The sequence below is a fragment of the Labrenzia sp. 5N genome (genome assembly GCF_012395805.1).
GTDB classification, from domain to species: domain Bacteria; phylum Pseudomonadota; class Alphaproteobacteria; order Rhizobiales; family Stappiaceae; genus Roseibium; species Roseibium algicola.
In genome coordinates, this window is record NZ_JAAZTM010000013.1 from 179,136 (window position 1) to 192,839 (window position 13,704).

Genomic DNA, 13,704 nt, shown 5'->3' on the forward strand with positions numbered 1-13,704 from the left:
TTCCAACACTGAATACAGGGTGTCGATGTCACTTTGATGAAAGCGTTTCCAGAAGGGAAAGGGAGCGCTTTTCGATGCGCAGTCTTCAGCCGCAACCGGGCTTGAAACCCGCCGCCCGCGGGGACAGGCGGCGGGTCATGGGTCAGAACTTCTTGGCGAAGCTCAGCTTGAAGCTGCGGCCTGCACCTTCGTCTTCACTCAGGTGGTTCCGGTACGACTTGTCGAACACGTTGTCGACGTTGAACCGGACCTCACTGTCCGCCATGAAACCGTCGGTCGGTTGCCATGCCGCATAAAGGTTATGCAGCACGTAGCCTGCGGTTTCCTGTTCGTCGGCGCCCACACGGTCCTGGGCGGCGTAGAAATCGCCTTTCCAGCCGAAGTCGAGGTTCCACGGACGGTAGACGTAGCCGATCTTGAGGAAGGCGCTGTCGGCGGGGACGGCATTCATGTAGCCGCCGGTGCTGACGTTGTTGCCCCGGATCAGCGAGGCGCCGAGAGACCCGTAGATGCTTTCGGTCCAGTAGGAGGCTTCCAGCTCAAGCCCTTCGTAACGGGCTTTCGGAATGATTTCCGTCACCACTGTCGAACCGTTCCAGTAGCTGGCGTAGTAGTTGGTGACGTTGTTGCGGAACGCCGTTCCCTTCAGGCGGAAAGCGTCACCACCCATGATCAGGTCATCGAAAGAAAAGGTGACGCCGGCCTCGAAGTTGTTCGACAGTTCCTTGTCGAGATCGTTGACGACGTAGTTCGAAAACACCTCGTCGAGGGAGGGCAGACGCTCGGTGTGTGCGACGGAACCGAAGACGCCGAGCCATTCGGACATCTTGATCATGGCTGCAAGCTTTGGCGAATAGCCGACGGCGCTCTTTTCCTCGTTCAGGTTAATGGTGTTGCCGCTGCCGTCCACATAGCTGCCGACAGACACGTTGCTGTAGTCGATCCGCATGCCGGGAATGAGGGTGATGCGGTCGTTCCACACCAGTTCGGCCTGCGCATAACCGCCGACGTTGACCGTTTCGCCTTCCGGGTGAGACCCTGAACCACTGCGCACATAGGTGCCGAAATCACGCGGATTGCGGCGTTCCTGGTACTGGCCGTCGATGCCGGTCGTGACATAGGCCATCCAGTCTTCGCCCAGCTGGAACGTTGCGACGTTGTCGGCCTTGCCCTGCCAGGTCTCGTAGGAATATTCGGAATTGAAGCCAAACGGGTAATAGCAGGTCGGCGGCGCTGGCGCCGGTGCGAACTGGGCGCAGATCTGATCCTGGTTCTTCTGCTCGACCCGCGTGTCGGACCAGCTGAACTGGGCCTTCACATCAAGCAGATCGTTTCCTGAAAACCCGTTTGCATAACCGACGATCGCAGTCTGATCCGTCACTGTGCGGTCGACGTCGCCAAAGTCCGGACCCCAGGCAATCTGGTCGTAGTTCTGGTCGTCCTCGTCACTCGACCAGTTCTGGTAACTTGCGAAAACGGACTGGTCTTCATTTTCCCCGAAGGTGTAACGAGCCTTGATCAGACCGTTGATGGAGTTGAAATCCGTGTCCGGGACCTCGTTGCCCTGGCCATCCGTAATGTCCTGAGACTGCCGATAGTTGAGCGCGCCGAGCAACTCGAGGTTCTTGACCGGTTCCGCCGCGACGATCGCGCTGCCCAGCCAGCCGTTGCCGTTCGAATCCCAGGAGGTTTTCAGCCGGCCACCGATCAGGTCACCCGGATCGAGGAAATCGCTGGCATCCTTTGTGGTGAAGGTGATCACCCCCCCCATCGCACCGGCGCCATAAAGTGTCGATGATGCCGGTCCACGCAGGACCTCGATCTGTTTATAGAGTTCCGGATCGGAGAAGAACGACCCCATCCGGTACTGTTCGAAAAACTTGTTGACCCCGTCTACCTGCATGATGATCCGGGTCTCGTCGCCGGAAAGAGCTTCACCGATACCGCGGATATTGATGCTTTCGCCGAGGATCGAGTTACTGCCGATCGGCGTGACGCCCGGGATCTCCTGGAAGACGTCTCCGATCGAGCGCGGTTGCAGATCGTCGATGGCTTCCTGGTCCAGCACGGTGACGGCCTGAGGAGTGTCGATCGCGACTTTGGGCACGCCGGCGCTGATCACGATCTGTTGTAGCTGCGACACCGGTTGATCCTGTCCGGCAACGGGTGTCGCCGGTGCTGCATCCGCTACTGCATCCTGTGCAGCCGCCCCGCAATTAAAAGCCAAAACCCAAAGGGCAACACCACCCATCAAGCGGGTGTTACCGGTCTTCTTGAGCCCCATAAAAATTCTCCAAGAGTGCGCGTTGTTCGCGTCCTTTTCGCTGCCTCTCACACAGCGTTTTAAACATGAGTCAGTGACTCAGGTATTGTGTTCCTAATGAAATATGAATATAGGAGTCAAGTATTAGATTGCGGTCGCCGAGGAAAAGCGTCTCTTTGGAATGATTCAAAAATTCCTAATAATCTCAGTAATTTACGTTACGGGATGATGAGGCGGAAAACTGAGCGCGGGCTGCAGGAAGACCATAGCGATTGGGGATAGAACTCATGAATGCCGATCAGATCTCCTCTGAAACCAGGCAGAGCGCAGCCGACATCCGGGCGGCACGCGCGGACAATCCGAAGATGCGGGAGCGGGATCTGGCGCAGATACTCGGCATTACGGAAGCGGAGCTGGTCGCCAGCTTCGTAGGGCATGGCGTGCGCCGCATCGCGCCGCGTTTCGAGGATCTGTTTCCGGGGTTGCAGACCGTCGGCACGGTCATGGCACTGACGCGCAACGAGAGCGCGGTGCACGAGAAGATCGGCCCGTTCGAGAAATTCGTGAACGGCAAGCGGGCGGCCCTGATGCTGGGCGAGCAGATCGACACGCGCATGTTTCCGGCCAATTGGGTGCATGGCTTTGCGGTCGAAAAGGCTGACGGCAACGATATCCGCCGGTCACTGCAGTTCTTCGATGCCCATGGTGATGCGGTGATGAAGATCCACACCCGTGCGGAAACGGACCTGGATGCGTGGAACACTCTGGTTGAAAAGCTCGTGCTGGACGACCAGACGCCGGATGTGTTGCCGCAAGTGAGCGAAGCAAAACCGTTCAGCCGAAAACAGGCATCCGAAGGAGCTGAAGCGATGCTGCGCGACCGCTGGCAGGCGATGACCGATCCGCATCAGTTCCACGGACTTTTGAAGGATCTGGACCTCGACCGGGTTAGCGCCTTTGAACTGGCGGGCGATGCCTGGGCCTGGCCGCTCGATCGTGGGGCGGTGCCGGCCTTGTTGCGTCTTGCAGCGTCGGAAAACATCCCGATCATGTGTTTTGTCGGCAATCGCGGTTGCATTCAGATCCACTCCGGGGCGGTGGCAACGGTGATGGACCGGGGCCCATGGATCAATGTGATGGACCCGACCTTCCATCTGCATCTGCGGACCGACCACATCCACGAGGTCTGGGCCGTGCGCAAACCGGCGGATGTCGGCCATGTCACGTCGGTGGAAGCTTATGACAGCGACGGACAGCAGATCATCCAGTTCTTCGGTGTGCGTGGTGAGGGCAACCAGGAACGGTCCGATTGGCGCGGCCTTGCCGAAAACCTGCCGAAACTGGATCGGGCGGTAAAGCTGGGAGCAGCGGAATGATCGGGTCACTTTCGCGTTTTTCCGGCGTCTCGGCGGCTGTCGCGCTGACCGTCGCAGCCCTGGTCCTGCCCGGCAAGCCACTGTTTGCGGAAGGCACGGGCAGTCCGGACAGCAGCAATGTTGTTGCCATCGGCGGTTCGGTGACGGAGATCGTCTACGCCCTGGGCGAAGACAAGAGGCTGATTGCCCGTGACAGCACCAGCATCTTCCCGGCGGAAGCGGCAAGCCTTCCGGATGTCGGGTACATGCGCGCGCTGTCCCCGGAAGGTGTGCTCTCTGTCAATCCGGAGCTGATCCTGATGCTGGAAGGCAGCGGGCCTCAGGAAACGGTGGACGTGTTGCGCAAGTCCGGTGTGGCGATGGCGGATGTGCCGGAGGCATATACCGCCGAAGGCATCATCAAAAAGGTGCGTGTCGTTGGTGATGTGCTCGGCGTCGAGGCGAAGGCCGATGCTCTTGCGGGCAAGCTTGAACAGGATCTGGCCGAGGCGCAACGTGCCGCTGAAAGCCGGACGTCAGGCGTTCGTGTCCTCTTCGTCCTGTCGACAAAGGGCGGGCGCATCCTTGCCGCCGGATCGGATACGGCCGCCAACGGCATACTTGCGCTTGCGGGTGCTGAAAACGCGACGTCCGGCTTTTCCGGCTACAAGATCCTCAGCGACGAGGCGATCGTCAGTGCGGCACCGGACGTCGTGCTGATGATGGATCGCCACGGCGACGGCGAAGACGCAACGAGCGGTGATGCGGTGTTCGATCATCCGGCCGTGGCGCAAACGCCGGCAGGGAAGAACAGGCGACTGGTCCGCATGAACGGGCAGCTCCTGCTGGGGTTCGGTCCGCGCACCGCAGAAGCCGTCCGTGAATTGTCGACCCGTCTGGCGGATACGGCAAGCTGATGGCACTGATGAGCGATACGGCCTTGCCCGCCAGAAGGGGACGGATTTCCTCTCTCCTTGGGCTTGCCGACCTGCAGCGCGGAGACAGGGCTCCGCTCGCCCGGGCCGTCATTGTGCTGCTCGCCGTGCTGGCATGTCTCGTCGTTCTGGGAAGCCTTGCCATCGGCCCTATCTCGATCCCGGTTCTGGAGCTTCTGCCGCATGTGCCGTCCTATTTCGCGGGAGCGGGAGAGGGCGTGCCACAGGGCGTTTCGGCAAGGGACTGGATCGTGCTCATGGATATTCGCCTGCCGCGGGTTACGCTGGGAGCGCTTATCGGAGCGGCCCTGGCGGTGTCCGGCGCCGTAATGCAGGGGCTGTTCCGAAATCCGCTTGCAGATCCGGGCATTGTCGGCGTTTCCGCCGGGGCGGGACTTGGCGCAGCCGCGTTCATCGTTTTCGGAAATACCGTACTGGCGCCAGTGATGGCGCTTCTGGGTATCTATGCGGTCCCACTGGCAGCCTTTGCCGGCGGCCTCGTCACGACGCTGCTTCTTTACAGGATCGGCACGCGCGGAGGCATCACGTCAGTTGCGACATTGCTGCTGGCGGGCATTGCGCTCGGTGCGCTCACCGGTGCGATGACAGGGCTATTGGTCTATGTGGCCGATGACCAGGAACTGCGCGACCTGCAGTTCTGGGGACTTGGGTCGCTCGCGGGATCCAACTGGCAGAAGGTCGCTTCTGCCGCGCCAATCATCCTCACCATGCTGGTCTGCGTGCCGTTCCTGGCACGCGGTCTCAACGGTCTGACGCTTGGCGAAGCCGCCGCCTCGCACATCGGCATCAAGGTGCAGCGGCTCAAGAACCTCAGCATCCTGCTGGTGGCGGCGGCAACCGGCGCCTCCGTGGCTGTCAGCGGCGGCATCGGTTTTGTCGGCATCGTCGTGCCGCATTTGCTTCGTCTCACAATCGGTCCCGACCATCGCTACATGCTGCCGGCCGCAGCGCTTCTTGGCGCCTGCCTGCTGATAGCCGCCGATACGCTGGCGCGCACCATCGTGGCACCGGCGGAAATGCCCATCGGTATCATCACCGCCTTTGCCGGTGCGCCTTTCTTCCTCTGGATCCTGCTGCGCAAGCGCGGCCTCACAGGTCTTTAGGGTGTAGTCATGTTGCACAGGACAATTGAAAATGGCACGGCGCTGACACCCGATCTTGTTGTCGAGCAGGTGTCTGTTTCGGCAGGCAAGACCCGGATCGTGCAGGACCTTTCCTTTCACGCAAAGGCTGGGGAAGTGCTAGCGATCATCGGGCCAAGCGGTTCCGGCAAGACGACCTTGATGAAGGCAATGACCGGTGAACTGCCTTATTCCGGCGGGTTAACGCTGGCAAGGCTGGAGGTTGGCGGCCTGTCACCGGAAGTGCTTGCCGCCATGCGCGGGGTGCTGCCGCAGGCAAGCCAGATTTCCTTTCCGCTGAACGTGGCGGAAGTGGTCGGTCTCGGCCTGACCTCCAGCCGCCGGGAGCGGACCTTCCGTGCCCGGCGCATTGCCGAAGCCCTTGCGAAAGTCGGCCTGTCGGGGTTCGAAGGGCGAAGTTATCAGGAATTGTCCGGCGGCGAGCAGCAACGGGTGCAGCTCGCACGGGTGTTGTGTCAGGTCTGGGACCCGCTTCCGCAAGAAGGCCTGCCGCATTGGTTGTTCCTGGACGAACCGGTCTCCAGTCTCGACATCAAGCACCAGGTCCAGATCATGCAGCTTGCAGCCGATTACGCCAAGCGTGGTGGCGGCGTCGTCGCGGTGATGCACGACCTCAACCTGACCGCGGCCTTTGCCGACCGGGTGCTGGTCATGCAGGGTGGCCGCCGTCTTGCCTTCGGTACGCGGGACGAGGTCATGCAGGCGGAGATGTTGTCGAAAGCTTATGACTTTCCGCTGGAAATCCTGACACGCTCGGGTGGAGGACGGCCTGTCATCGTGCCGATGGACAACGGCTGAGGGTCTTTCACGCTGCTGATGTTCGACGTGGTCAGGTTCAGGCAGTCTTCAAACTGCGCAGCGCGGAGATCATTTCCTCTGAATCCCACACCCGGTCGCCAATGGCGGCGAGGGCAACCTTGCCGGTGCCATCGAGGACGTAGGTCACCGGCAATCCACGCAGGAACCAGGTGCTCGGCATGGCCTTGTCCTTGTCCATCAGGACGGTGAGGCCATCATGGTTGATCTCATCCAGAAAACCTTCGATCCGGTCCTGCCGGTCACCTACGTTGACGGCGAGCACTGCAAAGCCTTCGGGGCCGAGTTCCCGGTTGAGACGCGCCAGACCCGGCATTTCCTTTCGGCAGGGCGGGCACCATGTCGCCCAGAACGATACAAGCAGGATCTTTCCGGAATAGTCGGCAAGCGTGTGGACGGTGCCATCAAGATCGGGAAGGTCGAGTTTCGGTTCGATTTCGAAGGCCGGTTCGGCCAGACCAAGTCGGAAGAAGTCGTTGCCTGCCGCAAACACTGATCCCGGCAGCAATGCCATTGCCGCACTACCAGCCAGAAGGTCCCGTCTGTTCAATTGTCTCATGCCCGTAATCCCGCCTTACCGCTTTCCGTCGTGCAGGCGAAGGTCAAATCCTCGTCTGTCAGTGACATCAAGGTAAGCGGGACAGGGCAAATTGAAAGGCAAATGGGATCACATTGCGCACACGGTGGCGCGAGTGTGATCCCTCGTTTCCTAGTGGGCGTTCGCCTTGAGGGCGGGGGCGCCTTTGTCGAAGCGGCCGTCGAGGTAGGCTTTCAGCGTTGCGGCTACCCCATCTTCAGCGATCATGCCTGCGGCGTAGCTGAAGGCCTTCAGGAAGGTTTCGTCGGAAGCGAGCCCACCGAATAGCTCCGGCATTTCGATGCGCGCAGGCTTGTCGGCGTATACGCCTTGTGCCCAGGCCTTCAGGATGTCGGCATTGTTGTCCTCGATGACATGCGGTTCTCCAGCCTCGTTGTGACCGAGGCAGTAACGGCACCAAAGAGCCGTTTCGAGGGCAAGGCCAGCCACCGGCAACCCCTTGTCGAGGCGGTCCTGGATAGAAGGCAGGATAAACTTCGGCTGGCGGTTGGAGCCGTCAAGGCAGAGACGGGGGATCGTGTCTCCCACCGCCGGATTGGAGAACCGGTCCATCACGGTGGTGAGATAGGTCTCGAAGCTGACCCCCGGAATTTCCGGAACCGTCGGCAGGATCTCGTCTTCTTCCAGCTTTTTCAGGAACGCGCAGATCAGTGGATCGGCCATGGCGTCATGGACGAAGTAATGTCCCAGCAGCGCACCCGGATAGGCGATGGTCGCATGACCGCCATTGAGAATGCGCAATTTCATCAGCTCGTATGGAGCGACGTCCTCAACGAATTCGACGCCGACCTTTTCCAGAGCCGGGCGACCGGCCGGGAAATGATCCTCCAGCACCCATTGGCGGAAGGGTTCACAGACGACAGGGGCCGCATCGGTCAGGCCGAAGCGTTCCTGAACCAGGCCGCGTTCGCGGTCGCCGGTCGCGGGGGTGATGCAGTCCACCATGCCGTTTGGAAAGGCGACGTTGTCGGCAATCCAGCTTCCGGCTTCCGGCGACAAGGCTCTGGCGAAACCGGCAACGGCCTGTTTCGCCATATGGCCGTTTTCGGGCAGGTTGTCGCAAGACATCACGGTAAAGGGTTCAAGGCCTTTGTCGCGGCGGGCCAGCAGGGCGGCGACAAGCACGCCGAACACGGTCTGTGGCGCATCCGGTGAGGCGAGATCCGCCTGGATTTCCGGATGATTGACGTCGAAGCCACCGGTGTTCGGGTCGACGAAATAGCCGCCTTCGGTGATCGTCAGCGAGACAATGCGGATATCGGGTTCGCCAAGGCGAGCGATCAGCGCCTTCGGATCCACGTCGACGAAGTCGATCATGGCGCCACAGACCTGCGCGCTGAGGCCTTCCGGGTCGAGCTCGACCACGGTCGTCAGCCAGTCCTGGGCTTGGAGGCGTTCACGCATGGTCTTGTCGTAGGGCTTGAGGCCCGCGCCGACGATGGCCCAGTCACGACCTTCGCCGAGATCGAACAGCTTGCTCAGGTAGATGGCCTGATGCGCGCGATGGAAGTTGCCGACGCCGATGTGAAGGATGCCGGGGGTCAGGTCCGACCGGCGATACGCCGGTGCCTTGACGGTTTCAGGAAGAGAAGAGAGCACAGTTTCACTTAGGTTCTGGGTCATTGGTCAGCTCATCCAGTTGCCGCCATCGACGTTGTAAGTCTGCGATACGATGTAATCCGCGTCTTTCGACGCCAGGAAAACAGCCATGCCGGTGAGATCTTCGGCGGTGCCCATGCGGCCGAAAGGCACCGCGGCTCCGACCGCTGCCTTCTTTTCACCGGGCTGCAGGCCTTCGTATTTCGCGAACATCGAATCCACATGGTCCCAGTGCTCGCCGTCGACGACGCCGGGGGCGATGGCATTCACGTTGATGCCGTGTTCGATCAGGTTGAGACCTGCCGACTGGGTCAGACTGATGACCGCTGCCTTGGTGGCGCAATAGATGCCCACCAGCGCCTCACCGCGTCGGCCTGCCTGGCTGGCCATGTTTATGATCTTGCCGCCCTGACCACGCCTGATCATCGACTTTGCCGCGGCCTGCATCATGAACAGGGTTCCGGAAACGTTGATGTCGAACAGGCGCTGGTAGCTGTCGCGGGTGATCTCGACAATCGGTGCCAGATCGAACAGAGCCGCGTTGTTGACCAGGATGTCGAGCCCGCCGGTCTTCTGTTCCACGGCAGCGATGGCAGCGTCGATCGACGACTGGTCGGTGACGTCCAACTGAACGGCATAGGCATTCGGACCGATTTCACTGGCCGCCGCTTCTGCGCCGGCCAGGTTGATATCGGCAATCGCCACCCGGGCGCCTTCCTCTGCAAACCGCGCGGCAAAGGCCTTGCCGATGCCCCGGGCCGAACCCGTGATCAGCGCGGATTTTCCTTCAAGTCGGCTCATGCAATCCTCAGGCCCTGGTTGTCGAAGCGGTGGATCTTGTCAGGAGCCGGGGTCAGGTGAACGGTGTCGCCATGGCGGAACCCGATCTCACCGGACGAGCGCACGGTGATCGGTTCGTCGACGCCTTCCATATCGACGTAGAGGAAGGTGTCGGAGCCGAGATGTTCCGAGACACCGACCTTTCCGACCCATTTGCCGTCGCTTTGCGAGACGGTCAGATGTTCCGGGCGGATGCCGATCGTGGCGGCATCGTATTCGGTGGCGAAGGACCCCATCAGGAAGTTCATCTTCGGCGAGCCGATGAAACCGGCCACGAACTTGTTGCGCGGCGTGTGATAAAGTTCCAGCGGCGAGCCGACCTGCTCGATCTTGCCTGCCTGCAGCACCACGATCTTGTCGGCCATGGTCATGGCTTCCACCTGGTCGTGGGTCACGTAGATCATGGTCGTCTTGAGGGACTGGTGCAGTTCGGAGATCTCGAGCCGCATGTTGACCCGCAGCGCCGCATCCAGGTTCGACAGGGGTTCGTCGAACAGGAAGGCGGCCGGTTCGCGCACGATGGCACGGCCGATGGCAACACGCTGGCGCTGACCGCCGGAAAGCTGACCCGGGCGACGGTCCAGGTAATCCGTCAGGTTCAGCACCTTGGCGGCAGCGGTCACCTTGGCGTCCTGCGCAGCCTTGTCGATGCCGGCCATGCGCAGCGGGAAGGCGATGTTCTTGCGCACCGACATGTGCGGATAGAGCGCGTAGGACTGGAACACCATGGCAAGGCCACGTTTTGCGGGCGGCACTTCGGTGGCGTTCTTGCCGTCGATGGTGATGTCACCGGAAGAGACATCCTCCAGACCTGCAATGAGACGCAGGAGTGTGGACTTGCCGCAGCCGGACGGACCGACGAACACCACGAACTCGCCGTCGTCGATCTGCAGGTCCAACGGCGGGATAACCTGAACGTCGCCGAAGCTCTTGGTAATCTGCTTGAGGGTTATCTGACCCATGTTCAGGTCTCCTATTTAACCGCGCCGAAGGTCAGGCCGCGTACGAGCTGCTTCTGGCTGAACCAGCCGATGATGAGGATCGGGGCGATCGCCATCGTCGAGGCAGCGCTCAGTTTTGCGTAGAACAGGCCTTCCGGGCTGGAATAGCTGGCAATGAAAGCGGTGAGTGGGGCGGCGTCGACCGCCGTCAGGTTCAAGGTCCAGAACGCTTCGTTCCAGGACAGGATGATGTTCAGCAGCAGGGTCGAGGCAATGCCGGGCACCGCCATGGGTGTCAGCACGTAGATGATCTCGGACCACAGCTCTGCACCGTCCATCCGCGCGGCTTCCAGGATCTCGCCCGGTATTTCGCGGAAGTAGGTGAACAGCATCCAGACGATGATCGGCAGGTTGATGAGGGTAAGCACCATCACGAGGCCGACACGCGTGTCGAGGAGACCGGTATCCCGGAACAGGAGATAGATCGGGATCAGCACACCCACCGGCGGAAGCATCTTGGTGGACAGCATCCACATCAGGACGTCCTTGGTGCGCTTGCCCGGCACGAAGGCCATTGACCAGGCCGCCGGTATCGCGATCAGCAGACCCAGAAGGGTGGAGCCGAAGGAAATGATGACCGAGTTGGAGAAGTGTCGGAAATAGTCCGAACGCTCCTGGACCGTGCTGTAGTTTTCCAGCGTCCAGTCGAAAAACAGGAAGCTAGGAGGAGACGCAATGGCTTCCGCTTCCGTCTTGAAGCTGGTCAGCACGGTCCACAGGATCGGGAAGAAGATGGCGATGCCGACGGCCCACGCACATACGGTGACGAGAGCCTTGCGGCGGTTGGAGACTGCGCGCGCCATGGGTCAGGCCTCCAGGTTCTTGCCGATCATCCGCATCAGGAAGATCGCAACGATGTTGGCGAGGATAATGGCGACCACACCGCCGGCCGATCCGCCGCCGACGTCGAACTGCAGCAGCGACTGGGCGTAGATCAGGTAGGTGAGGTTGGTCGAGGCATAGCCCGGACCGCCATTGGTGGTGACGAGAATTTCCGCGAAGACCGACAGCAGGAAGATCGTCTGGATCAGGATCACGACGGTGATCGAACGGGCCAGGTGCGGCACCATGATGAAGACGAAGCGGTTCAGGAAATTGGCGCCGTCCATTTCGGCCGCTTCCAGCTGTTCGCTGTCCAGCGACTGCAGGGCGGTAAGCAGAATGAGCGTCGCAAATGGCAACCACTGCCAGGCGACGATCAGGATGATCGAGAACAGCGGTGCATGCGAAAGAAAGTCGAACGGTTGCAGCCCCAGAAATTTCGCAAAGTATGCGAACAGGCCGTTGACCGGGTTCATGAACATGTTCTTCCACACCAGCGCGGAGACGGTGGGCATGACGAAGAACGGGGCAATCACCAGAATGCGCACGATCCCCTGGCCCCAGAAGGGCTGGTCGAGCAGCAGGGCCAGCAGCACGCCGCCGACAATGGTGATGAGAAGGACGCCGCCAACGAGCAGCAGGGTGTTCTTCAGCGCTGCAAAGAAAGCCGGATCGGTGAGGAAGAACTCGTAGTTGGTCCAGCCGGTCCACTCTTCCATTCCCGGAATGAGCAGGTTGTAGCGCAGGAAAGAGAAATAGAGGGTCATCGAGAGCGGGATGATCATCCAACCCAGCAGCAGGAGAACTGCCGGAGAGATCATCAAACGGGCCGCCGCCCGTGAATGTTGGGTAGCCATGATGCGACCTTTGCTCGGTCAGAGCCAGAGCTCACGCGGAACAGAAAGGAGGAGACCGGCGGGACGGGCAGGCACCCGCCGGTCCGCGAAGGCTTCTACTTGAGGTAACCGGCCTTCTTCATTTCGCGTTCAGCGGTCGCCTGGGCAGCAGCCAGTGCAGCGTCCGCATCCATCGAGCCGGCAAGAGCTGCCGAGAATGCCTGGCCGACAACGGTTGCCATGCCCTGGAATTCCGGAATGGCGACGAACTGCACGCCGACATACGGAACCGGATCGACGGTCGGATTCTGCGGATCAGCGGAGTTGATGCTGTCCAGCGTCATCTTTGCGAACGGAACTTTCTGGTACTCCGGGTTCTCATAGAGAGACGTACGGGTTCCCGGGGGAACGTTCGCCCAGCCTTCTTCGGCTGCAACCAGCTCCAGGTATTCCTTGGAAGTCGCCCACTCGATGAACTTCTTCGCAGCAGCTTCCTTCTGGGTGCCGGCCGGAATGGCCAGGGACCACGCCCAGAGCCAGTTACCGCGTTTGCCGAGGCCCTTGTCCGGTGCCAGAGCAAAGCCGACCTTGTCAGCAACCTGGCTGTCCTTCGGGTTGGTCACGAAGGAGGCCGCCACGGTGGCGTCGATCCACATGCCGCACTTGCCGGTCTGGAACAGGGCCAGGTTTTCGTTGAAGCCGTTGGAAGAAGCGCCCGGAGGGCCTGCTTCGTTCATCACGTCGAGATAGGTGGTAAGAGCTTCTTTCCACTGCGGTGTGTCGAACTGCGGCTTCCAGTCCATGTCGAACCAGCGGGCGCCGTAAGAGTTCGCCATGGCCGTCAGGAACGCCATGTTTTCACCCCAGCCGGCCTTGCCGCGCAGGCAGATGCCGTAGACTTCGTTTTCCTTGTCCGTCATTGCCTTGGCGGCTTCGACGATAAAGTCCCAGGTCGGGGCTTCCGGCATTTCCAGGCCGGCTTTTTCCATCAGGTCCTTGCGGTACATGACCATGGAGCTTTCGCCGTAGAACGGTGCTGCAAAGAGCTCGCCGTCAACGGTCAGGCCGCCACGGATGGCCGGCAGGATGTCGTCCGCGTCGTAGCTTTCCGGCAGGTCGTTCAGGGAAACGAGCCAGCCCTGCTTGCCCCAGATCGGAACTTCATAGGTGCCGATGGTCATGACGTCGAACTGACCGCCCTTGGTGGCGACGTCAGTGGTGACGCGCTGGCGGAGAACGTTCTCCTCCATGGTCAGCCATTTGACTTCGATGTCAGGGTTCTTGTCGGTGAAGTCCTTCGTCAGACCCTGCATGCGGATCATGTCGCCGTTGTTCACGGTCGCGATGGTGATTGTTTCTGCAGATGCGGATGCGCACAGAGCCGCCATTGCACATGCGCTGAGGAGCGCACGGGTATGAAATGCCATATTTTCCTCCCAAGCGAGATTGGGCATTTGCCATTCTTGCGGGCAAATA

12 protein-coding genes are annotated in these 13,704 nt (G+C 60.7%); 4 read left to right on the top strand and 8 right to left on the bottom strand.

Translation table 11 applies throughout. The annotated features are described in order from the left end of the window. Nucleotides 1-142: 142 nt before the first annotated feature. The gene (locus HEP89_RS13375) at nucleotides 143-2,284 is read right to left on the bottom strand and encodes a TonB-dependent receptor (RefSeq protein WP_168692236.1); all 2,142 of its coding nucleotides are present in this window, start codon (nucleotides 2,282-2,284) and stop codon (nucleotides 143-145) included. 266 nt (nucleotides 2,285-2,550) lie between these two features. On the opposite strand from HEP89_RS13375, the gene HEP89_RS13380 reads away from it, so the two are divergent. The 4 genes from HEP89_RS13380 to HEP89_RS13395 are packed head-to-tail and all read left to right on the top strand — an operon-like array spanning nucleotide 2,551 to nucleotide 6,514. Continuing rightward, the gene (locus tag HEP89_RS13380; protein ID WP_168692237.1) at nucleotides 2,551-3,639 is read left to right on the top strand and encodes a ChuX/HutX family heme-like substrate-binding protein; all 1,089 of its coding nucleotides are present in this window, start codon (nucleotides 2,551-2,553) and stop codon (nucleotides 3,637-3,639) included. After that, nucleotides 3,636-4,535 (top strand): ABC transporter substrate-binding protein, encoded by a 900-nt coding sequence (locus HEP89_RS13385; RefSeq protein ID WP_168692238.1) that lies wholly within the window; start codon nucleotides 3,636-3,638, stop codon nucleotides 4,533-4,535. The genes HEP89_RS13380 and HEP89_RS13385 overlap by 4 nt, the downstream gene beginning before the upstream one ends. An 8-nt stretch (nucleotides 4,536-4,543) precedes the next feature. Next, nucleotides 4,544-5,677: an iron ABC transporter permease gene (locus HEP89_RS13390; protein ID WP_168692267.1), complete on the top strand. Its 1,134-nt coding sequence runs from the start codon at nucleotides 4,544-4,546 to the stop codon at nucleotides 5,675-5,677. Nucleotides 5,678-5,686: 9 nt separating this feature from the next. Then, a complete protein-coding gene (locus tag HEP89_RS13395) occupies nucleotides 5,687-6,514 on the top strand; it encodes a heme ABC transporter ATP-binding protein (protein ID WP_168692239.1) in 828 nt (275 codons plus the stop codon). Nucleotides 6,515-6,551: 37 nt separating this feature from the next. On the opposite strand, the gene HEP89_RS13400 is transcribed toward HEP89_RS13395, so the two are convergent. From HEP89_RS13400 to HEP89_RS13430, 7 genes are all read right to left on the bottom strand, one after another. Continuing rightward, nucleotides 6,552-7,091 carry a TlpA disulfide reductase family protein gene (locus HEP89_RS13400; protein ID WP_168692240.1) on the bottom strand — a complete coding sequence of 180 codons (540 nt, stop codon included), beginning with the start codon at nucleotides 7,089-7,091 and terminating at the stop codon, nucleotides 6,552-6,554. Between the two features lie 150 nt (nucleotides 7,092-7,241). Continuing rightward, nucleotides 7,242-8,753: a mannitol dehydrogenase family protein gene (locus HEP89_RS13405; RefSeq protein ID WP_168692241.1), complete on the bottom strand. Its 1,512-nt coding sequence runs from the start codon at nucleotides 8,751-8,753 to the stop codon at nucleotides 7,242-7,244. Between the two features lie 3 nt (nucleotides 8,754-8,756). Next, nucleotides 8,757-9,530 (bottom strand): L-iditol 2-dehydrogenase, encoded by a 774-nt coding sequence (locus tag HEP89_RS13410; RefSeq protein ID WP_062487354.1) that lies wholly within the window; start codon nucleotides 9,528-9,530, stop codon nucleotides 8,757-8,759. Beyond that, entirely contained in the window at nucleotides 9,527-10,531 is a 1,005-nt protein-coding gene (locus tag HEP89_RS13415) for an ABC transporter ATP-binding protein (protein WP_023003158.1), read from the bottom strand. The genes HEP89_RS13410 and HEP89_RS13415 overlap by 4 nt, the downstream gene beginning before the upstream one ends. Before the next feature lie 11 nt (nucleotides 10,532-10,542). Further along, complete coding sequence (locus HEP89_RS13420; RefSeq protein WP_023003159.1) at nucleotides 10,543-11,373, bottom strand: carbohydrate ABC transporter permease; 831 nt, start codon at nucleotides 11,371-11,373, stop codon at nucleotides 10,543-10,545. Between the two features lie 3 nt (nucleotides 11,374-11,376). After that, entirely contained in the window at nucleotides 11,377-12,249 is an 873-nt protein-coding gene (locus HEP89_RS13425) for a sugar ABC transporter permease (RefSeq protein ID WP_031270353.1), read from the bottom strand. 95 nt (nucleotides 12,250-12,344) lie between these two features. Continuing rightward, a complete protein-coding gene (locus HEP89_RS13430) occupies nucleotides 12,345-13,616 on the bottom strand; it encodes a sugar ABC transporter substrate-binding protein (RefSeq protein ID WP_023003161.1) in 1,272 nt (423 codons plus the stop codon). Nucleotides 13,617-13,704: the final 88 nt, after the last annotated feature.

What these genes read in the sequence shown, in the direction of transcription:
- HEP89_RS13425 (WP_031270353.1), bottom strand. Translation starts at nt 12,249, where the DNA reads ATGGCTACCCAACATTCACGGGCGGCGGCCCGTTTGATGATCTCTCCG.
- HEP89_RS13385 (WP_168692238.1), top strand. Translation starts at nt 3,636, where the DNA reads ATGATCGGGTCACTTTCGCGTTTTTCCGGCGTCTCGGCGGCTGTCGCG.
- HEP89_RS13430 (WP_023003161.1), bottom strand. Translation starts at nt 13,616, where the DNA reads ATGGCGGCTCTGTGCGCATCCGCATCTGCAGAAACAATCACCATCGCG.
- HEP89_RS13375 (WP_168692236.1), bottom strand. Translation starts at nt 2,284, where the DNA reads ATGGGGCTCAAGAAGACCGGTAACACCCGCTTGATGGGTGGTGTTGCC.
- HEP89_RS13410 (WP_062487354.1), bottom strand. Translation starts at nt 9,530, where the DNA reads ATGAGCCGACTTGAAGGAAAATCCGCGCTGATCACGGGTTCGGCCCGG.
- HEP89_RS13390 (WP_168692267.1), top strand. Translation starts at nt 4,544, where the DNA reads ATGAGCGATACGGCCTTGCCCGCCAGAAGGGGACGGATTTCCTCTCTC.
- HEP89_RS13405 (WP_168692241.1), bottom strand. Translation starts at nt 8,753, where the DNA reads ATGACCCAGAACCTAAGTGAAACTGTGCTCTCTTCTCTTCCTGAAACC.
- HEP89_RS13395 (WP_168692239.1), top strand. Translation starts at nt 5,687, where the DNA reads ATGTTGCACAGGACAATTGAAAATGGCACGGCGCTGACACCCGATCTT.
- HEP89_RS13415 (WP_023003158.1), bottom strand. Translation starts at nt 10,531, where the DNA reads ATGGGTCAGATAACCCTCAAGCAGATTACCAAGAGCTTCGGCGACGTT.
- HEP89_RS13400 (WP_168692240.1), bottom strand. Translation starts at nt 7,091, where the DNA reads ATGAGACAATTGAACAGACGGGACCTTCTGGCTGGTAGTGCGGCAATG.
- HEP89_RS13380 (WP_168692237.1), top strand. Translation starts at nt 2,551, where the DNA reads ATGAATGCCGATCAGATCTCCTCTGAAACCAGGCAGAGCGCAGCCGAC.
- HEP89_RS13420 (WP_023003159.1), bottom strand. Translation starts at nt 11,373, where the DNA reads ATGGCGCGCGCAGTCTCCAACCGCCGCAAGGCTCTCGTCACCGTATGT.